Consider the following 20530-nt stretch of genomic DNA (forward strand, 5'->3'; position numbering starts at 1 on the left):
CGGAATTATAATTTTCCGCCAGGGGGCATGAAATGGAGCGACATCGTCAGCACGACCCGTTTGCGGAAATCGCTTCCCGCGAGCATCCGTCTAATGGGGAACATTTTCAGGAAATTCCGCCGTTAGCTTATCAGAAAACCTATTTTGCGCCCGGCCGGCAAGCATCGGATAAGCCGGAGGAAGCCTCGTATGAGCAGCAGCTTGCCCTTTTTCAGGAGCAGCTTGAGCAGCTTCGCGTCCAATATGCGCCATTTCTGCGGAAGCTGGCACCAGAGGCCAGCCTGGAGCGATTACGGATAGAGCTCGCCGAATTTCAATTCCGTTACAAGGCGGAGGAGGACAGCCGGTTCCGGCGCATCCTGGAGGGCGCGGGCGAATGGGAGACGGCGGGCATTCCCGATTTTCGGGGACCGACGGATGAAGAGGGGCGTTGGACGGGATATTACCGCACCGAATTCGCTTTCCGCCCGGCTTCGCCGGACAATCGCGTTTATCTCGCATTCAAGGGAGTTGATTACAAGGCGGTTGTCTATTTCAATGACAAATGCGTAGGCGCGCATGAGGGCTTCTTCGCCCCTTTCGAATTCGACGTGACGGAGCTGCTGCAGGAGAACAATACGCTTGTGATCGAAGTGCAAAACGATTATCCCATGATGGGTGTCGGCGGAACGCTGCTGGACGGGGACAAAATATATGCGGCGACCGGTCCGGGGTGGGATGATCCGGACAGCGGCTGGCATCACTGCCCTCCGGGGGCCGGCTTGTATAACAAGGTGTATGTGGAGGAAAGGCCGCCGCTGTTCATCAAGGACATATTCGTCAGGCCCAATATAGACGAAGCGTATGCGGAGATATGGGTCGATGCGGAGAACGCGACGGACGGACTGATCGAGGACAGGGAAATATGCATCGAAATCCTGCCGGACAATTTCACCGGTGAGACATACGGTCCTTTTCCGTTCGTTATAGCGTATGCCGGCCCGGGCATGAACTATTTCCGGTACAGGATCGAATTGCCTGCTTTCCGGCTGTGGGAGCTGGAATCGCCCTGCTTGTATATAGCCCGCGTCTCGCTGAGGAGCGGCGGCCAGTGGACCGATTGTCAGGACCGACATTTCGGGATGCGGAAATTTCAACTGGATGAACAGTCGCTGCCGAAGGGGTCTCTCTATTTCAACAACCGACCGATTATACTGCGCGGCGCCAATGAAATGGGCCATCTCCAGCAGTGTGTGATGCGCGGTGATGACGGGCAGCTGATCGACGACATCCTGATCGCCAAGCTGGCAAATATGAATTTTTTCCGGATGACGCAGCGTCCCGTGCAGGAAGAAATTTACGATTATTTCGACCGTCTTGGCATGCTGCACCAAAGCGATTTGCCGACGTTCGGCCATATCCGGCGCAATCAGTTCGTCGAAGCGGTGCGGCAGGCGGCGGAGATGGAGCGGCTTATCAGGAGCCATCCGTCCTCCGTCATCGTATCGCTGATCAATGAGCCTTCGCGGACGGAGAAGAGAAGGAAAGGCCATCGCTTCCTGTTCCGCGATGAACTGGAAGCGTTCTTCGTCGCGGCCAGGCAGGCGATTTATATCGAGAATCCGGATCGCGTCGTCAAGAACACCGACGGAGATTACGACCCGCCGACCCGCGAGGGGCTTCCCGATTTTCATTGCTACACCATGTGGTACACCGACAATATTATGCCTCTCGGCAAAATGCACCAAGGCTTCCTGCCGCCCATCCGGGAGGGATGGAAGGCGGGCTGCGGCGAATACGGAGCGGAAGGGCTCGATAATCTGGATGTCATGAGGGCTTATTATCCCAAGGCATGGCTTCCAGCCGGCGAAAGCGAAAATGAGCCCTGGACTCCCGAGAAAATCGTCCGTGCGCAGACATACGGCATGCACGGCGACTGGTATACGGAGCAGCGGACGATCGGGGAATGGATTCGCGCCAGCCAGCGCCATCAAAGCCTGGCGACGAAATGGATGACGGACGCATGGAGAAGAAGAGCCGATTATGTCGTTTCCACCGCAGTGCATCTGCTGATTGACGCATGGCCTTCCGGCTGGATGAAGGCGCTGGTCGGCGTCGACCGGGTCCCGAAGCCGGCCTATTTCATTTACCGCACCTGTCTGGAGCCGGTCCGCGTTCATCTGCGCTGCGACAGGCTGAAGGCGTACGAGGGGGAGCAGCTGGAGATCGAGGTGTGGCTTCTGAACGACACGGCAAATGTGCTTCATAACTGCCGCATTATCGCGACGCTGCGGGACGAAGCTGGCGATTATGGGCATTATGAGCTGCCTGCGGAGTCCATCCCGCATACGGCCTCGAAGTATGCGGGCACGATCCGGTTCACCGTTCCTCGGGTCACGGAAAGGCGTTGTCTGTATGTGGACGCTTCCCTGCTTGACGAAAGCGGAAGTGCCGTGAACCGGGAACGCCTGGCATTCGAAGCATTTCCGGATATTGCAGCCGGGGGTCTTCCGGTTAAGGCTGCTTATATCGGGGAGGATGCCAAGCGGCTTGCCGCCTCATTGCGGCTGTCCGCGGAGGCGGTTGCGGAGACCGGGGCGGATGAGGGTGCGGACTGGCGCGGCGATATTCCGCTTATCGTCTCGTCAGGCAAGGAATTTGCGGTCCGCAAGGCTTCCCTGCTGAAGCGGGTGAGGGAAGGCGCTTCACTCCTGCTGATCCGCGGCAGCGGCAGCGGAGGCGAGCAGGATGCCTGGGAGATTGAAGGGGCCAATGTGGAAGCGGTAAGAATGAAAACCAGATACACGCTGGCGATTGAACGCGGAACGCCCGGCCTGGAGTGGATGAGAGAAGACGATTTCTCTTACTTCTATGACAAGAGCTGCGGGCGGATCGAGGGAATGGCCGACAGCCAGCTGGCGGGGGAAAGGCTGGAGACCATTGTGTTCACCTATCTGTACCGGCGCTCGGCCGGCGAGAAGGTTAAGCTGCCTGTCGTTGCAAGCAAGCTTCTCGGGAAGGGCGTCATCTATTTCATCGCTCTGCCGCTTGCCGGACGGGTCGGCTGCAATCCGGTGCTTGACCGGTTCCTTATTTCCTTGCTGGGGAGTTCCGGCCGCAGTTATGAAGCCGCTGCGGTGCAGTCGGTGCCCAGTCAGGAAAGGCAGGCATAATTCCAGTGCAGCGATTCAAGCGTTTCCAGCGATTTCAAGGAGGAGGCGACTATTCGGCGATGTGGGAAAAACTCGAGAACTCGCGGGTTGCAGGCTTCGATGTGAGAAGCCAGCTGCCGCGGCTGGTATACGAAGCGGCGATGCGCGCGGCGGCGGAAGGCGAGCGGGAGCGGGCGAAGATTCAAACGATTGCGGACGTGGAGCGCCGGCAGATGGCCGTCCGCGAAGGCATCGAGCGGTCCGTCGGGGGCATGCCGCCGATGGACACTCCGCTGAATCCATGGATTTCCGGGATCGTCGAGGGCAGCGGCTTCCGTATCGAGAAAGTGATTTTTGAATCGAGGCCCAATGTGCATGTAACCGCGAACTTATACGTTCCAGCGGGCATTGAACGGCCGCGCGGCGCGGTGCTGCTGTTATGCGGCCACCGCGAGAAGGCCAAGCATTGCGACGAATATCAGACCGCCTGCCATCACCTCGTTCATGCCGGACTTGTCGTGCTGGCGATTGACCCGATCGGCCAGGGAGAGCGGTTGAACTTGTTTGACCCGGTCACGAGGCAGGCCCTCATGTCAAGCGTGCGGGATCATGAGAATGCCGGCCGCAGGCTCCTGCCGATGGGCGACAGCCTGGCGCGCTTCATGCTGCATGACGCAGTCCGGGCGATCGACTATTTATGCACCCGCCCGGAGGTCGATCCGAGCCGGATCGGAGCAATCGGCCATTCCGGCGGGGGGATGCAGACCTCGCTGCTGATGATGTACGACCGCCGGTTAGCGGCTGCCGCACCCGGCGGATTCATCATGAACCGCCCGTACTTCCTGCTTACCGGCAAGACGCAGGACGCGGAGCAGAAATGGCCCGGCTTCTCGGCGTCCGGCTTCGATCACGAGGATATTGTGCTTGCCATGGCGCCCCGTCCGGTTCTTGTGCTTGCGACAACATACGATTCCGTCCCGATCGAGGGGCCGCGTCATACGGTCGGAGTGAACAAAAGGTTCTGGGAGCTGTTCGGACAGGGCGACCGTCTGGAATTGTACGAGGACGAGAACGCGCACCGCTTCACTGTCCCGCTGGTGCGCGCGGCCGTCCGGTTCTTCTCGAAGCATCTGCTGGAGACTTCCGGTTCTCCGGCTGAGAAAAGCATTGAGCTGCTGCCGCCGGAGCAGCTGTGGTGCACCCGGAGCGGACAGGTGATCGGAGAGCTGGACGGGGCAATGGGCATATATGATGAGAATGGGAAGCGGCTTGCGGAGATCGAGTCGGACAGACGGCAGCTTCAGGGGGGCATGCTGAAGCAAAAGGCTGTGGAATGGCTGAAATCTGCCGTTTATGCGGGCCGGTGCCCCGTTGACATGAATCCCCGCCATGCCGGAGGCGGCGTTTATGACGGGATGCTGGTAAGCCGCGCCGTATGGTGGAGCCAGCGCGGCTTGTTGAATCACGCCATGCTGTTCAGCGAAGATTGTCCGGAAAGCGGCAAACGTCCCGTAACCATAGCAGTTTGGGACCGCGGGACACATTGCCTGGAGCCGCATGCTTCATGGATCCGGCAGGCCTGCTCGGCGGGCAGAATTGTTATGGTGCTCAATCCTACAGCGGTTGGCCCCCTTCTGCCGCATCTGGACGAACCGGACGAAGATCCGTATAAGCTGTTCGGTGTTCTCGACAAGCATACGGATGAATTGATGTGGCTTGGTGACAGTCTGGCGGCCATGCGCGTCTATGATGTTCTGCGCGCCGTGGATCTGGCAGCGGGAATGGCTGATGTGATCGACGAAGAGGATATCGAATTATACGGCTGCGGCAGGTATGCGGTATATGCGGGCTGGGCCGCAATGCTCCAGCCGAAGGTAAAAAGCGTCAGGATGGACCGCTCCTTCGGCAGCCTGGCGGAATGGATCCGCAGTCCATGGGGCGAGCCTGAAGACTCGCTCAGCTATATACTTCCCGGCATGCTGCGGTATTTCGACCTGCCGGACATGGACCGGTGGCTGGAGGCGGAAGGCCGTTTGAAGCGGGAAGCGGAACCTGCCGCAGTCGAAGCTGATCTTAACCGGGCCAACTGATCTGTTCCAAGAATCGAATGATGGAGGTTGAAGCAAGTGAAGCTGCTGCAAGGAGTTATTCCTGTAATTATGACGCCCTTTACGGAGGACCAGGAAATAAACGAGGGCGCGCTGCGCCGGTTTGTCCGCCGTTTTCTGGACGCCGGCGCTCACGGGCTATTTGGTCTGGGCACGAACGGGGAATTTTTCTCCCTTACGCAAGAGGAGAAAATCCGGATCATGAAGATCGTCGTGGAAGAAGCGAAAGGAAAGGTTCCGATTTATGCGGGAACGGGCGGCATCAGCACAAGAGAGGTCGCGGCGCTGTCCGAGCGGATGGAGGAGATCGGAGCGGATGCGCTGTCGATCATCGCGCCGTACTTTCTTCCCTTCACCCAGCAGGAGCTGATCGACCATTACCGGAGCGTCGCCGCGTCGGTATCGCTGCCGATCGTGCTGTACAATTTCCCCGCCCGGACGGGTGTCAATCTCGAGCCGCGGACGGTCGGAGAGCTTGCGAAAGTCGGCAATATCGTCGCGATCAAGGACAGCAGCGGCAGTCTGGATTTGATCAAGCAGTACATTGCTGCTGGGGGTCCTGATTTTGCCGTCCTCTCCGGTTCGGACGCTCTGCTCCTGCAGACGCTGAGAGCTGGGGGAAAAGGCGGCGTCAGCGGGTCGGCCAACGTGCTGCCGGAGCTGCTTGTATCCATCTATAACCTTTGGCAAAACGGTGATGAGGAGGCGGCCGAGAAGGCGCAGGCGCTGCTGGATCCACTGTCGCAAGTGTACCAGAAGGCGACGCTGCCGTCGGTATTCAAGGAAGCGATGAACCGTATGGGACTTGACGCAGGTCCCTGCCGGTCACCGATCGCTCCGCTTAATCCGGATGCTTCCGCAGAGCTCGATCATGTGCTCGGATACTACCGGGAGCTGGGCTGCATCCGCGAGGAATTGTCATGAAATGAATGAAGACAGGATACAGCTTCATATTCAGATTCGAGTCGGATAACCGGGGATGTTCCGTTGTCCGGAAAATGCGAGTAAGCGGGTTAGGGGTTTAGAGGATGGGATCGGGAAAGGGGACAGGATTAGTGGCGACAATAGTGGTGGATGGCCGCGGGGAAGGCGATTTCCGGACCGTCCAGGAGGCGGTGGCGGCTGCACCGGAGCATTCCGACGGGAGGACGGTTATTTATATCCGCAAGGGCATTTATGAAGAGAAGGTTATCGTTCCGGCAAGCAAGAAGGGGCTTAGTCTGATCGGGGAAAGCCGGGAGGGCACCGTGCTCGTTTATTCGGATTACGCGAACATGATCGGACAGGATGGCATGAAGATCGGCAACGACAACAGCGCCAGCACCTATATTTACGCCGATGATTTCCACGCGGAAAGACTTACCTTCTCCAATCAGGCCGGATTGTACAAAGGGCAGGCTCTGGCGCTGGCCGTCGCCGGAGACCGGGCCGTCTTCCGCGACGTCTGCATCCGGGGCAACCAGGATACCTTGTACACGCCCGGACAGGGAAGACAATATTACGCAGACAGTTACATCGAGGGAACGGTTGATTTTATATTCGGATCGGCGACGGCGGTATTCGAGCGATGTGAAATTCACAGCATCCGAAGACATAGCGGATATGTGACCGCTGCCTCCACAGCCGAGGAGCAGGCTTATGGCTACGTCTTTGTCAACTGCAAGCTGACCGGCGCGGCGCCGGAGCACAGCGTCAGTCTCGGCAGACCTTGGCGGCCGCACGCCAAGGTCGCGTTTGTCCGCTCGTGGATGGACCGCCACATCCGGCCGGCGGGCTGGGACAACTGGCGCGATCCGAGCCGGGAAAAGACGGCCTCGTTCGCCGAATTCGGCAGCACCGGTCCCGGTGCCCGGCCGGAAAGCCGCGCAGCCTGGGCGAAACGGCTGCCGGGTCCGGAAGCCGACGGGCTGAAGTTCTCCGCGCTGGGCGGAAGCGATGGATGGGATCCCGATGCAATGACGGTGGATTACAGCGGATTGTAAAGAGCGGGATCCCGAAACATAGGTGGTTAATCGTACCGGATAGTCAAGCAGGGAGACGGAGGATCTGCTGAGGTACGTGAGTAAGATCCATTTTACAGAATGTATCTCATGTGCCTGGAAGAGAAAATGGCCTTGCCGATCTTTTTTTGAACGCTGTGAAAATTATAAATCAGGTCTATTGCCCATACAGTATTTGGAAGAAGACGAAGAAACTTGCGATTGCTGCGATAAATCCGCGACGATGCTGTTTCTTCTTACAATATCAGAAGGCGAAAGTATGGCACAGTGAAGACGCCATCTCCGGCAAGCAAAATCCTTCTTGCAGTCGGCTGCCCAGAGGTTCAGGCGCTGTAAGCGGGAAAAACCGTGCAGCATCGCCAATCCGGGTCAGTAGGGGCCGGCCGCCATCTCCAGCAAGCAAAATCCTTCTTGCAGACGGCTGCCGCCGGGATCAGGTGCTGTAAGCGGGAAAAACCGTGCAGCATCGCCAATCCGGCATCTGTATGCGCCAGCTACCATCTCCAGCAAGCAAAATCCTTCTTGCAGACAGCTGCCGCCGGGATCAGGTGCTGTAAGCGGGAAAAACCGTGCAGCATCGCCAATCCGGGTCAGTAGGGGCCGGCCGCCATCTCCAGCAAGCAAAATCCTTCTTGCAGACGGCTGCCGCCGGGTTCAGGCGCTGTAAGCGGGAAAAACCGTGCAGCATCGCCAATCCGGCGTAGTAGGTATGTCATAAGGATGACGACCTGGACAGGCGGCCATCTCCGGCTAGCCGTCTTGCGCAGGATATCCCTATAGAAGAAGCGGATTCCGCCTAAAAATAGGATTTTACCCCGCGTTATAATGAACTCCAGAAGGTCGAGGGGCCGCACGACGCGTACCCTGGACCGGGTAAAGGAGCAAATGCGATGAGTCCATATGGAGAATTGACGAGGGAGTTTATTTTTGAAGAAGAGCGGCCGTTCCGGAGCTGCCACGCATCTACGCTGGTCGTGCTGCCGGATGAAACGGTCATTGCGGCCTGGTTCGGCGGTTCGCGGGAGGGAGCCGGAGATGTGGCCATCTGGGCAGCGCTGAGAACGGATGGCATCTGGTCGTCCCCGGAGAAGCTGGCGGATCAAGACGATATGCCGCACTGGAATCCCGTGCTTTTCCGCCGGGACGACGGATTGATCCTGCTCTATTATAAAATTGGAAAAACCATATCGTCATGGACGACGATGGTCATGAGCTCAGCGGATGGCGGAATTACCTGGAGTCTTCCGAAGCAGCTCGTCGAGGGGGATGTCGGAGGAAGAGGGCCGGTGAAAAATAAACCGGTTATCCTGTCCGACGGCACGATTGCGGCACCGGCATCGCTGGAGCCAGCCTGGGACGCCTTTGTGGATTTGTCCCGGGACGGAGGCGAGACTTGGGTCCGCAGCGAAACGGTTCCTCTTGACCACAGCGTTCTGCTTGGCAAAGGCATCATCCAGCCGGCAATATGGGAATCTCATCCGGGCATTGTACATATGCTGACCCGCAGTACGGAAGGCGCGATCTATCGGAGCGATTCCCGGGACGGCGGCAAAACCTGGAGTCCGGCGTACCCTACAGACCTCCCCAACAACAACAGCGGAATCGATCTGGTGAAGGCGGATGACGGGCTGCTCGCGCTAGTCTACAATCCCGTGCGCCCAGAGGCGGGCAGCACCAAAGGACCCCGAACCCCGCTTGTCCTGCGGCTATCCGAAGACAACGGACAAAGATGGCACTCCGAGCTCCTGCTCGATCAGGGCGAGAAGCAGTATTCCTATCCGGCCGTTGTGGCTCGCGGAGATCATCTGTATGTGACGTATACATGGAAAAGAGAAAGAATCGCTTTCTGCCGGATACCCCTGTGCCGCCAGGCAGACAAGACATGAGGAGGAGTTTCACTTGACACATTGGTCCCTGTCGGAGCCCGGCATTCAAAACAATCACCCGGAGCTGCCGTCATTTCCAAATAAGGTGTATTCCATCCCCGACTTCGGCGCGGTCGGGGACGGAGCGACGATGAATACCGCTGCCATTAACAGCGCGATTGAAGCCTGCTCCTCGCTTGGGGGCGGAACGGTGAGGATTCCGCCGGGCATATGGCTGACCGGTCCGCTCAGGCTGCAAAGCGGCATCAACCTCCATGCGGAGGGGGGAGCGCTGGTGCTGTTCAGCAGGAGCTTCGACGATTATCCGCTCATCCATACAAGCTATGAGGGCTTGAGAACGGTGCGCTGCATCTCGCCGCTTTACGGAGCCGATCTGCATGACGTTGCCATAACGGGAAAAGGCGTATTCGACGGATCGGGGGATGCATGGCGTCCGGTCAAACGGATGAAGATGACCGAGCACCAGTGGAAGGCGCTCACCTCCTCCGGCGGCGTGACGGACGCCAATGGGCGGATGTGGTGGCCGACGGAGCAGGCGATTCGGGGAGCAGCGATCGCCAAGCGATTGATTGAGGGTGGCGCAGCTGAACCGGAGGCTTACCTGCCGGCGCGGGACTTCCTGAGACCGGCGCTGCTGCAGCTGGACCGGTGCCGCCGTGTACTTCTGGAGGGGACAACGTTTCAAAATTCCCCCAGCTGGTGCCTGCATCCATGGCTTTGCGAGCATGTCACGATCCGCGGCATAACCGTCAAAAATCCGTGGTATTCCCAGAACGGGGACGGCCTGGATCTCGATTCATGCCGTTATGTGGAGATTGCCGACTCGCAGTTCGACGTTGGCGACGATGCCATTTGCATCAAATCGGGCAAGGATACGGACGGACGGGAGCTCGGTGCGCCGTGCGAGAATATCAGCATACATGATTGCACCGTGTATCACGGACACGGAGGCTTCGTCATCGGCAGCGAGATGTCCGGCGGTGTGCGAAACGTCTCCATCACGGATTGTCTGTTCATGGGCACCGACAACGGTCTGCGGTTCAAGACGGCAAGGGGACGCGGAGGTGTAGTGGAGAACATCCGGATACGAAACATCAGGATGGTCGGCATTCCCAAAGAAGCGATTACATTCAGCATGTTCTACAGCCATGCAGGCTCGGAACACCCGGTTGTCGAGCCGGTATCGGAGGGAACCCCGGTATTCCGCGATTTTCTGTTCGAGCATATCAATTGTACGGGCGCCAACCAGGCGGTTCATATGAAGGGGCTTGCGGAAATGCCGATTGAAAATATCCGGTTTCACGATGTGAATATCGTTTCGAAGAAAGGGATTTCCATGGAATTTGTAAGGAATGCAAGCTTTGCCGATGTTACGGTCACGACTGGGCAGGGTCCGCTGCTGTCGCTTCGCGAATGCGGCGAAATCCGGCTGGAGAGGGTATCGCCGCTGGCTGCGGACCAGCCGTTTATGGAGGTTGGCGGCGCCGGAACTTCCAATGTGGAGATCCACGGGGATGGAATGGAACTATATAAGGTGACATGCGCACCGGAAACAGACGCATCGCAAATTCGGATTTATACAGGAGAGGAGCGGGAAGCGGAATGATTGCGGATTTTCGGCAGCAGGGTGAAACATTAAGGAGTGTGAGCGGAGTGGAACGGTTTAACGGAGTCATTGCGCCATCGGAAAACGATCCGGAAGTGATGGAAGGTTTCCTTCCGATAAAATATGAAGCGGACAGCCATTCCGCCAATCTGCTGGCACTCGACAACGGCGACTTGCTGTGCGTCTGGTTTTCAGGCAGCGGGGAAGGGAATCCGGATACAAACATCGTCATGTCGAGACTGCCCTCTGGCACGGGCTGCTGGTCGGAACCAGAGGTGCTGGCCAGCGACCCGGTGCGCTCCGAGCAAAATCCCGTCCTGTTTCAGGAGCCCGGTGGCGGGAAGGTATGGTTGTTCCATACGTCCAATCAGCCCCATGATCAGAAGACGTCAAGAGTTGTGAGCCGCATTTCGGAGGACCGCGGGCATACCTGGGGACCGGGGGAAACACTGTTTGACGGACCGGGCATTTTCCTGCGGCATCCGGTTGTTGTGCTGAGGGATGGAGCCTGGCTGCTTCCCGCTTATTATTGCAAATCAGGCGGGCATTACAGCGTCGTCAAAATCAGCCCGGATCAGGGCGGCACCTGGGAGGAGCATGAGGTGCCGAACAGCCTTCACTGCGTGCAGATGAACGTCATCGAGCGTAGTGACGGAAGTCTTTACGCCATGTTCCGCAGCCGCCATGCCGACCGGATCTATACAAGCGTCTCTCCGGATGGACGCAACTGGTCGGTTCCCGAGAAGAGCATGCTGCCGAACAATAACTCCTCCATGCAGGCAACTGCTCTGCCGGACGGACGCTGGGCGCTCATCTTCAACAATTCCTCGATTGAGCGCGACCAGTTCCGCTGGGTGAAGAAAGGGGACGGTTTCCGGCGTAAGACGCTTCGGACGCCGCTCACATTGGCCGTATCGGAGGATGAGGGAAGGACGTGGCCCCACATCCGAAACGTCCAGACGGCCGATCTGGAATATAAGGAGAGGGAAGTGGGCTATTCCTATCCCAGCATTATTTCCACCGGCGACGGGAAGCTGCATATCGCCTTTTCCTATTTGCGCAAAACGATCAAATATGTCCGCGTCGGCGAGGAATGGGCCAGCAAGCTCAGTTTTACCGGCCTCTAAGCCGTAGGGCATAGAGACCAGCGGACAGGCAGCCATATTGAATATTTAGGCATCATAAAGGAAGCAGGCTGCCTGCAAGAAGTTTTGGGCAGCCTGCTTTTGTCTTATAAATTTCTATAGTATTTTTAAGGGGTAAACAAGATTTTGTTTCATAAAATGGTATTTTTATGTTTCTCGAAAAATATATGATAAGGTTTTTGCAGTTTTCTTACCAGAACGTTCATTTGAATTTTGCTGGTGTTGTGAGCAGAGGCTAAACAGGGAATCGACAGGTGAAAATAACCAGGAAGCCGCTGTAATAAGGCTTTACCTTGCTGGATCGGCAGAATAGCAGCGAAGGCATGCTGTAAGCGGGAAAAACCGGCCTGGAGAGGGATTCGACGGGTGAAAACAACCAGGGAGCCGCTGTAATAAGGTTTTACCTTGCTGGATCGGCAGAATAGCAGCGGAAGCATGCTGTAAGCGGGAAAAACCGGCCTGGAAACGCATGATCCTTTGGCAAAACGCTCGTCCTGTCTTCCTGGCCAAGGACAGGCTGAATATCTTGCGGATTTCCTGGACCGGAGCATCATTCCAGTGCTCAAATAGCGCGGTAACCCTCCGCCTGATGGATCCGGCGGCGGTGCTGCTGCGGGGTCATTCCCATTTTTTTCAGAAACAGCGCATGGAAGAATTTCATGTCCTTATACCCGATCATGTTTGCGATTTGGTGAACGGGCTGATCGCTCGTCTCCAGCAGCTCGCAGCATTTTTGAATGCGTAAATTTTGCAGGTATTGCGTGAAGGTGAGGCCTGTCGACCTCTTGAACGAACGTTGAAAATGGCTCTGACTCATATACATAAAGTCTGCCAGCTGCTTGACGGTAAGGAATTCGCAATAGTGCTCCCGGATAAACTGCATCGCATCGTCCAGCTTGCCTGTCTTTCGGCATGGAACGTGATGGGTGGCGGTTTCTTCATGCCCGATGCGGTGGACCAAGGTCAGCAGCTGCATGAGCATACTGGACAAAATCGCTTCATAGCTTTCATATTTCCGCAGGTATTCCATATGCATGCTGGTAATCAGGGGCCGGATCTGATCATGCTTGTCGCATATGTGCAGATACGGGATCTCCATCCCTGAAGGGTGGAAAATAACGCAGTGAACGCTGGAGTCACAGGGGAGCAGATGCCTCCATTTGTCCAGTACGTCCAGCCTGAAAATACAGTTGTACACGACGAGCGGCTCGCGTTGATTCGGCGATGACGGCCGGAAGACGTGAGAGGTCCCGACCGGAATGACAAACAAATCTCCGCGTTTGACCCGGTATACCTGGTTATGGACATGATGATAGCCGGAGCCTTCGTCGACATAACAGATTTCGATGAAATCATGCGTATGCTTGGGCGTCAAAAACGCTTCTCTGATCCGGTTTAAATAAATGCCGGTTTTCTCTTTGAAAAAACGATCCCCCTTCAGATGCCGCAATCGTCCATTCATAAATCTCACCCCGCTAATGTAATAAAGGCTTAAGCTCCCTTTTATTCTATTGAGGATAGGCAAGGAATGATATAGATCATTTTACATACAGAATAGGGCTAATACGTTACTGCGGCGGGGCGGGGAGTGCATTTCGCCTATAGAATAAGCCGTTATCACCTATAGAGCCCGCTCGCATGCACCGTATAATAGTAGAAAATCCGGCTCTGCCAGGCAAGCGGAAATTCTACACCCCCAAAGGAGATTTTATGACCATTCATGCCTTAACAAGCGAAGATAACGGCAAAATTGCGGAAATTATAGAAAGTCCGGACGGCATCCGGTTCATCCTGCGCGGAGTGGGGCTCACAACCCCTTATTTTGCGGGAATGCTGAGCCGGATGCTGATCTGTTCATACGGTAAGCCGTGGGATGCCGAGCCCGTCCTTCTGGATCAGCCCCGCGTTTCATCGACTCCTGCATCGATTCTGATAAACGGCCGGATCAGGGATCTTGACGTGACGGTCGAATTATCGTTCGGCCTGCATCAGGTGCTGCATCTGATTGTAAATTGGACGAACAGGAGCGGGAAGCTGCTGGCCGATACGGCCGTCGGCATCGTATTCGGGCTGCCGGAGCGGGAGAAGGAGAATATAACGATTCCCCATATGATCTATAACAATAATCCGTCATCCGATCCCCGGAGAATTGTCCCGAAGCTGGGTGCGGAAGAGGGATTCGTATGCGAGGAGCACCGGCTGCCGATACCCTGCGTCAACGTGGAATGGACGGAGAAGGAGGAATCAAGCTATATTTCGTTATTTTCCGCGCCTTCCCTTGCGTACACGGAGGATGGCGAAGGATTTTACGGCTCGCTTGGCGTCCTGCGGGATGACGGCTGTACAGCGATTGCTGCCATGAGCGGCGTTCTGATGTTTAATGGCGGGAAGGACATCTATTACGTGGGCAAAAGCAAGACGGAGCCCTATTCCGGCGGTTACCTTGACTTCCCTGCGGATTACGCCTTAACCAAGCATTATATGCTGGATTGGGGCAGGCTTCCGCAGACGGGCTGGGGATTCCGCGAGGCCGTGCGGAAGGGCTGGCAGCTGTTCGAGCCGCAGGGAGCGAGCCCGCTGACGCTGGACGAGATCATCCGGCTGAAGACGAATGCGCTGGATGACCGCTGGCGCAGCTCCGAAGGAGCCGCCGGTTATATCAAATTCAACGATTCCAATGATTTCGGCAAAGTGAACCGGCATCCTCTTCATTTTCTGTACGGATGGACGGGACAATGTCTGAAGCTGGCCTGGTGCGACGCGATGCTCGGCTTTGTTCAAGGGGACGAGGAGCGCATTGCAAGGTGCGGGCAGGCGGTCGCTTTTTATTTGCAGGGGAGCGGGACCGGGGAGCCGGGATTGAGAAGCTGCTCGTATGAGCTGGAGAGCCGGACATGGGGGAATTTCACCTTGAACGGTGAATCTGTCGTTGCCAGCCGGGCCTATGGGGAGACGATTTCGGATCTGGCCGATATCATCCTGCTGTACCGCGAGCATGGCAGGGACGTGCCCCCGCAATGGATCACAGAGCTGCGCGAGGCCGCAGACTTCTTCTGCCGCGCTGCGCTGCCCTCCGGGATCTATCCGACAGGCTGGCTGAAGGACGGCAGTCCATGCGACGCAATGGTGACGGGGGCAGGCGTTCCGTGCGTCATTGCGTCGGCCAAAGCATACAGGGCGACCGGTGAGCGGAAGTATCTGGACCATGCCGGGGCTGTATTGGAGCGCTATTATGATCTGCATGCCCGCACATTCGAACGGCCGTTCGCACGGTCGACACTGGACGCAAGGTGCGAGGACAAGGAAGCCGGAATGTATTATTTTCTGGCGGCATTTGAATTGTTCGATCTTACCGGAGATGCCCGTTACGGTCAGTGGGCGGAGGTGGCTGCCGATTGGCTGCTTACGTTCGTTTATGTCTGGAGTCCAGAGTACGACCCGGGAGCGCCGCTCCGCGAGAACCAATTCAACGCCGTCGGCTGGCCGGGTGTCAGTGTTCAGAATCATCATCTGGATGTGTTCTTTCCCACCTTTGAATTGTGGTGGTTCGGCCGGATGACGGGGAACAAGGCATATTCAGAAATCGCCAAAACCGTAATGGAAGCGATGGGACAGGGCATCTGCACGAAGCCGGGGGAATGGGGTTTTACGGTTGTCGGGGAGCAGGGAGAAGGATTCTACCAGACTCATTACCATCAGCGCGGCCACAGCAATGTGTGGAATCCCTCCTGGATTATCGCGCTTGTTCTGTCCAATGCGCTGCGGCTGCGTTACGGGACGGAGCCTGCACTCACTTGACAGCAGCGCAAGAAATGTATAGGAGGGAGTAATAATGATGGATATCGCCAGCTGCCTGACGCCCTATAAATGGAAGAGGCCGGTGCTGGTCGGCTCCGGCGTGCAGGGCGCCTTCGATTATCACGCGGTCGACTGCCCGTTCGTATTCCGCCATAATGGCAGCTTTTATATGATGTACGTCGGCTTTGACGGGGCGGGCTACCAAACGGCGCTCGCCATAAGCGACGATCTTCTGAATTGGGAGCATCTGTCCACGATTTTGCGCCGGGACGAAGGCTCGGAATGGAATTCGAAAAATATCGCCGGAACCTGGATCATGCGCGACAACGATATGCATGGGCCGGGCACGCTCAAGAAATGGAACGGCAAATATTGGCTCGCCTATCATTCCTATCCCGGAGACGGCTACGAGGAAGGCTCGGCCAAAATCGGCCTCGCCTGGACAGAGGATGAAAGTCTGCTTGACTGGACCCGGGTCAAGGATCCAATTCTGGTCCCGGAGGACGGCGAGTCGTGGGAGCGGGGCGGATTGTACAAGGAATGCCTGCTTGAGCATGATGGGAGCTTCTACCTGTTCTATAATGCCAAGGACCGGAATCACGGACGCTGGGTTGAGCAGACCGGTCTTGCCACCTCGACCGACCTTGTCCACTGGAAGCGGCATGGGCACAATCCCGTCATCAGGGTGACGCCGGACCGCTGGGACAGCGGCTTTGTCAGCGATCCATGCGTGCTGCGGGACGGCAGCCGCTGGGTTATGTTCTTCTTCGGCTACGACTATAAGCAGGCACAGGAGGGAATTGCCTTATCAGACGATCTGCTGAGCTGGAGTAAATATCCGGAGCCGATTATTACAGTCGGGGAGAAAGGGGAGCTTGATTCCATTTTTGCGCATAAGCCGTCGGTCATTACGGATAATGGCATACTCTATCACTACTATACGGCCAGCAGACGGCCGGAGGAAGGCGACCGGACATGCAATATTTTTCCGGAGTTCCGCACGATAACGGTAGCGGCTTCCCGGAAGCTGCCGGAGTAACAGGCCGCACTGATCATGTCGGCATCCCAATTAGGACGGCAGCAAGCCGGGTGTACTGCGGACAGTGCGTTTGAGTTGAATAAAACGTTTAGAATAGTTTAGTTTAATTTAGTTAACAGAAAACTAAAAACAGGAGGGATTTAAGCTTAAAACAAATTGACTCTCAAAATCATCCAATGATAGCATGGATAATGAAGGAAACAACCCTGGATTTTCAAAATCGCCCGCTAAACCCGAATCGGATATTTTAGAACGGGTTTATGTAAGCGGTTTAAAAGGGGTTTCGAAAAGGGGAGTCGTTCCGTATGCGAGGTTGGCCCGGTTTGCCGAAGAGAGAAGCGAAACAATCGGTGTTCGTTAAATTTGCGCTGTCGTACTTGCTCATCCTGTTTATTCCCATCGCGATTGGAGCCTATCAATACTACCGGACGCAGGAGGTCCTGGTTGAAGACGCTACGGATCTGAATCTTGAGGTGCTGAGAATGAGCCAGGATATCGTGGACCGGCTGCTGCTGGAGACGGACGATCTCGTGTCTGCGCTCTCGGTAGATAACGAAATCATTAACCTGACCCAGACCGCAGGCATTCCGCCAACTCCTGAGCAGATGTACAATTTCTCGCTCCTGCGGACCAGTCTGAACCGGTATGTGATCGCCAACAAATTGTTTCGGGATATTTACATCGTGATGGACAACAGCAGGTGGGTCGTGACGACACGGACGACATTCGATTTGGCTGACAACTATATGCGGATCGACGGGCAGCCCTTCCAGTCCTGGATCGACAACGCGGTCAGGCATATTGACCAGAAGCAGTTTTTTAATCTGAACGACGTCTCCTTCGGAGGAGATGCGTCGGAGAAGCTCATCGCCTACGTGGATCCGCTTCCGGCCGGCTTTCAAAGCAAGGCGCAGGGCTCGATTATCGTCTTTATCAATCAGAATGATATTGCGCGCCTGTTTCACCGGCTGGTCGCCAAGAACGGGGGCTTCGCCTACATCCGGGACAACCAGGGACATATGATCGCTCCGGCCTTCTCCTCGGGAATGAGCGTGGATATGGCGGAGCTGCCGGGGAATTACCCGGAGAAATCCGGCTCCTCCTTCGAAACCCTGAACGATACTAAAATGCTCGTTTCCCATATGGAATCCGACCAGAATGGCTGGACCTTTGTAGCGGCTATGCCCGCAAGCGTCGTGCTGGCCAAAGCGGAATATATCAAGCGGATGATCCTGGCCATCACATCCGTCATTCTGGGGATCGGCATCCTCGCGGCGCTTTGGATGGCCTACCGAAACAGCAAGCCGCTTTCGGAGTTGACCGCCTCGCTGAGGGAGCTCAGCAGCAGAATGGAGCGGCAGCTGCCGCTGCTCCGGGCGTCCGTGCTTGAGCGTCTGCTCAAGGGCTATTACAAGGAGGAGGAGCAGGCAAGGGCTGATCTGGCAGAAGGGAGGATCCTGCTTCCGGAAGACGCTTATTTTGCCGTGACGGTGTCCGTCCACAAGGAAACGATGGATCACGGCAGCTTCATCGATCAGGATGAAGCCCAGGCGCTTATCTTAAGCCGCATCGAACGTCTGATGGAGGGCTTTCATTACGGGTTGAACATGAATGCGGACAATGCCGATCTGATCGTTTCGCTCCCCGCTCCGGTCGCGGATTCCGAGCGGGAGCGATTGAAGGAGAGATGGCTGAAGGAGTCCCGTCTGCTGCAGGGCAATAGCGGCATGCGGCTCATTCTTGGAGTCGGCAGATGGACGGACAAATTAATCGAAATATGGCGCTCCCATCATGAAGCGAGACAAGCCGCGGATTATCATGTTATGGGCGACCAGGGACGTGCGATCTGGTACGGGGACCGCGCGCAGCGCTCCGGCTATTATTACTATCCGATCGACCTGGAGCTGAAGCTGCTTCATACCGCGAAGAACGGGGATGTGGACGGGCTGGAGCATTTGCTCCGGCATCTGGGCGAAGAGAATTTTACCGGACGCCGTCTGGACGCTGCGACGGCCAAGCAGTTCTCCCATGAAGTCCATGGTACGCTGCAGAAGCTGCTGGAGCAGATGGAGTTCGGCTCCGACAGCTTCGGAGAGCTGAGCGCGAAGCTTGCGCCCTGGCTGCAGGAGCTTGAGGCCGAAGCTGCCTGGCCGCCGCTGCAGAAGGCGTTGCGCATTGTTTGCGGTCATGTCGCCGCAAACAAGAAACAAAAGCAGGGCAGGATGGCGGATGCCATGCTGGAAACCGTTCATAACCGCTTTACAGATTCCGGCTTCTGCCTGACCGAGCTTGCCATGCAATTCAAGCTGTCCGAGAGCTTCATATCGGTGCTGTTCAAGGAGCATGCCGGAGAGAGCTTCTCCGACTATCTGGAGAAGCTGCGGATGGACCGGGCATGCCAGCTGCTCCACGGAACGGAGAAGAGCATCAATGATATCGCATCAGAGGTCGGATATAACAGCGACAAGACGTTTCGGCGCGCCTTCAAGCGTGCGGTTGGGCTGCAGCCGACCACGTACCGGGAATCGCTCAAATCCTGAGGCTTTACTGGAAAAAAGAGAGCGCTAACAATGAAATGGATGCCGCAAATGAATTGTTCCCCCCATTAATGGACTAATTCCGGCAGGTGAGGGCATACATGCGGCACAACTCTAACAAACCGCGCCATTACGGGGTTTTTGCCCGATTTATGCAAAAAAAGTATGCCCGAAATGAACTGTTCCTTTACGATTTCAGCCTTGTTCCGGTAGAGTTAGGGCCAATAAAGCGTTTTCATTCACGCTCAATCTACTGGAAGGGCTGGTGACCAGAGGTTCATGGGTACAGGTCAGAATACCCTTGCTGCCGGAACGATCCGTAAGGCAAGGCGCGAAGTAAATATGTGGAAACGGATGAAACAGCAGAAAGTGCTGCTTTTGCTGCTCGTCCCAGGACTGGTCTATTTCTTTCTCTTTTCGTATGTGCCGATGTACGGCGTCCTGATCGCATTCAAACAATTTCAGCTGCAGGCGGGACAAAATTTTGTCAGCAGCATTCTCTCTTCGCCCTGGGCGGGGACGCTTGGATTGGACAATTTCAAAACCTTTATCAACGGACCGTATTTTTGGCAGCTATTGCGCAACACGTTTCTGCTTGGCGTCTATTCCATTGTTTTCGGCTTTCCGGTTCCCATCCTGTTTGCCCTGCTGCTGAACGAGCTCCGCAGCCGGTATTACAAGAGCTTTGTCCAGACTGTCAGCTACCTGCCGTATTTCCTTTCGATTGTCGCCGTCGTCGGGATGATGAAGCTGATGCTCGCTCCCGAATCCGGTATCGTCAATCTTCTGCTCATCAAGCTGGGGCTTGAGCCAATCTACTTCTTCGGCGTTCCGGGGTGGTTCCGCAGCTTGTTCATCGGCTCGCATATATGGAAGGATCTCGGCATGGGGGCTGTCATCTATCTGGCCGCCTTGTCGAAGGTGGACGCCGAGCAGTACGAGTCGGCCGTTCTCGACGGGGCGACCCGCCTCCAGCAGATGCGTCATATTACGCTGCCGGCCATCAAGCCCGTTATTGTCATTACCTTGATTCTCAGCTTGTCGGGCGTGCTCAGCGTCGGCGCGGAGAAGGTGCTGCTGATGTATTCGCCGCTTACCTACGATACCGCCGATGTATTCTCGACCTATGTCTACCGCCAAGGATTGGTCAGCATGGACTTCAGCCTCGGCGCAGCCGTTGATTTGTTCAATTCCGTCATCAATGTCATTTTTCTGGTCAGCGCCAATTTCTTGGCCCGGAAGGTGACGGAGGAAAGTCTATGGTAAGCATGCGGGAGAGG

General features: G+C 56.3%; 14 protein-coding genes. 11 read left to right on the forward strand and 3 right to left on the reverse strand.

Features of this window, described 5'->3' with window-relative positions:
* Positions 1–32: 32 nt before the first annotated feature.
* The 4 genes from AC0YOB_RS04800 (at position 33) to AC0YOB_RS04815 (ending at position 7221) form a co-directional block, all read left to right on the forward strand.
* On the forward strand, positions 33–3152 hold the full coding sequence (locus AC0YOB_RS04800; RefSeq protein WP_475791787.1) for a glycosyl hydrolase 2 galactose-binding domain-containing protein: 3120 nt from the start codon (positions 33–35) through the stop codon (positions 3150–3152).
* A 59-nt stretch (positions 3153–3211) separates the two neighbouring features.
* The gene (locus tag AC0YOB_RS04805; protein ID WP_475791788.1) at positions 3212–5221 is read left to right on the forward strand and encodes an alpha/beta hydrolase family protein; all 2010 of its coding nucleotides are present in this window, start codon (positions 3212–3214) and stop codon (positions 5219–5221) included.
* Between the two features lie 36 nt (positions 5222–5257).
* Complete coding sequence (gene dapA / locus AC0YOB_RS04810) at positions 5258–6163, forward strand: 4-hydroxy-tetrahydrodipicolinate synthase (protein ID WP_475791789.1); 906 nt, start codon at positions 5258–5260, stop codon at positions 6161–6163.
* A 104-nt stretch (positions 6164–6267) separates the two neighbouring features.
* Positions 6268–7221 carry a pectinesterase family protein gene (locus tag AC0YOB_RS04815; protein ID WP_475791790.1) on the forward strand — a complete coding sequence of 318 codons (954 nt, stop codon included), beginning with the start codon at positions 6268–6270 and terminating at the stop codon, positions 7219–7221.
* Positions 7222–7608: 387 nt separating this feature from the next.
* Here AC0YOB_RS04815 and AC0YOB_RS04820 read toward each other — a convergent pair whose 3' ends face one another.
* Complete coding sequence (locus AC0YOB_RS04820; protein ID WP_475791791.1) at positions 7609–7749, reverse strand: hypothetical protein; 141 nt, start codon at positions 7747–7749, stop codon at positions 7609–7611.
* Between the two features lie 380 nt (positions 7750–8129).
* Between AC0YOB_RS04820 and AC0YOB_RS04825 the strand changes: the two genes are divergently transcribed.
* Genes AC0YOB_RS04825 through AC0YOB_RS04835 form a run of 3 tightly spaced genes read left to right on the forward strand, consistent with a single transcriptional unit; the run spans position 8130 to position 11858 of the window.
* Positions 8130–9125 (forward strand): sialidase family protein, encoded by a 996-nt coding sequence (locus tag AC0YOB_RS04825; protein WP_475791792.1) that lies wholly within the window; start codon positions 8130–8132, stop codon positions 9123–9125.
* Positions 9126–9138: 13 nt separating this feature from the next.
* On the forward strand, positions 9139–10731 hold the full coding sequence (locus AC0YOB_RS04830; protein WP_475791793.1) for a glycoside hydrolase family 28 protein: 1593 nt from the start codon (positions 9139–9141) through the stop codon (positions 10729–10731).
* Entirely contained in the window at positions 10728–11858 is a 1131-nt protein-coding gene (locus AC0YOB_RS04835; RefSeq protein WP_475791794.1) for a sialidase family protein, read from the forward strand. Before AC0YOB_RS04830 ends, AC0YOB_RS04835 begins: the two co-directional genes overlap by 4 nt.
* A 149-nt stretch (positions 11859–12007) precedes the next feature.
* Here the strand turns inward: AC0YOB_RS04835 and AC0YOB_RS04840 are convergent, their stop codons facing one another.
* Both AC0YOB_RS04840 and AC0YOB_RS04845 read right to left on the reverse strand, forming a co-directional pair.
* Positions 12008–12442 carry a hypothetical protein gene (locus AC0YOB_RS04840; RefSeq protein ID WP_475791795.1) on the reverse strand — a complete coding sequence of 145 codons (435 nt, stop codon included), beginning with the start codon at positions 12440–12442 and terminating at the stop codon, positions 12008–12010.
* Entirely contained in the window at positions 12439–13338 is a 900-nt protein-coding gene (locus AC0YOB_RS04845) for a helix-turn-helix domain-containing protein (protein ID WP_475791796.1), read from the reverse strand. Before AC0YOB_RS04845 ends, AC0YOB_RS04840 begins: the two co-directional genes overlap by 4 nt.
* Positions 13339–13514: 176 nt before the next feature.
* Between AC0YOB_RS04845 and AC0YOB_RS04850 the strand changes: the two genes are divergently transcribed.
* From AC0YOB_RS04850 to AC0YOB_RS04865, 4 genes are all read left to right on the forward strand, one after another.
* Positions 13515–15674 (forward strand): hypothetical protein, encoded by a 2160-nt coding sequence (locus AC0YOB_RS04850; protein WP_475791797.1) that lies wholly within the window; start codon positions 13515–13517, stop codon positions 15672–15674.
* A gap of 34 nt (positions 15675–15708) precedes the next feature.
* Positions 15709–16713 carry a glycoside hydrolase family protein gene (locus AC0YOB_RS04855; RefSeq protein ID WP_475791798.1) on the forward strand — a complete coding sequence of 335 codons (1005 nt, stop codon included), beginning with the start codon at positions 15709–15711 and terminating at the stop codon, positions 16711–16713.
* 305 nt (positions 16714–17018) lie between these two features.
* Positions 17019–19253 carry a helix-turn-helix domain-containing protein gene (locus AC0YOB_RS04860; protein ID WP_475791799.1) on the forward strand — a complete coding sequence of 745 codons (2235 nt, stop codon included), beginning with the start codon at positions 17019–17021 and terminating at the stop codon, positions 19251–19253.
* A gap of 276 nt (positions 19254–19529) precedes the next feature.
* Positions 19530–20516 (forward strand): ABC transporter permease, encoded by a 987-nt coding sequence (locus AC0YOB_RS04865; protein WP_475791800.1) that lies wholly within the window; start codon positions 19530–19532, stop codon positions 20514–20516.
* Positions 20517–20530 lie beyond the last annotated feature (14 nt).

The organism is Paenibacillus sp. JT31N17 (assembly GCF_056269255.1).

Bases quoted from the DNA above. Each gene is read 5' to 3' on its own strand.
- AC0YOB_RS04800 (WP_475791787.1), top strand. From the start codon at position 33: ATGGAGCGACATCGTCAGCACGACCCGTTTGCGGAAATCGCTTCCCGC.
- AC0YOB_RS04805 (WP_475791788.1), top strand. From the start codon at position 3,212: ATGTGGGAAAAACTCGAGAACTCGCGGGTTGCAGGCTTCGATGTGAGA.
- AC0YOB_RS04815 (WP_475791790.1), top strand. From the start codon at position 6,268: ATGGGATCGGGAAAGGGGACAGGATTAGTGGCGACAATAGTGGTGGAT.
- AC0YOB_RS04825 (WP_475791792.1), top strand. From the start codon at position 8,130: ATGAGTCCATATGGAGAATTGACGAGGGAGTTTATTTTTGAAGAAGAG.
- AC0YOB_RS04835 (WP_475791794.1), top strand. From the start codon at position 10,728: ATGATTGCGGATTTTCGGCAGCAGGGTGAAACATTAAGGAGTGTGAGC.
- AC0YOB_RS04845 (WP_475791796.1), bottom strand. From the start codon at position 13,338: ATGAATGGACGATTGCGGCATCTGAAGGGGGATCGTTTTTTCAAAGAG.
- AC0YOB_RS04850 (WP_475791797.1), top strand. From the start codon at position 13,515: ATGCACCGTATAATAGTAGAAAATCCGGCTCTGCCAGGCAAGCGGAAA.
- AC0YOB_RS04855 (WP_475791798.1), top strand. From the start codon at position 15,709: ATGATGGATATCGCCAGCTGCCTGACGCCCTATAAATGGAAGAGGCCG.
- AC0YOB_RS04860 (WP_475791799.1), top strand. From the start codon at position 17,019: ATGCGAGGTTGGCCCGGTTTGCCGAAGAGAGAAGCGAAACAATCGGTG.
- AC0YOB_RS04865 (WP_475791800.1), top strand. From the start codon at position 19,530: ATGGGTACAGGTCAGAATACCCTTGCTGCCGGAACGATCCGTAAGGCA.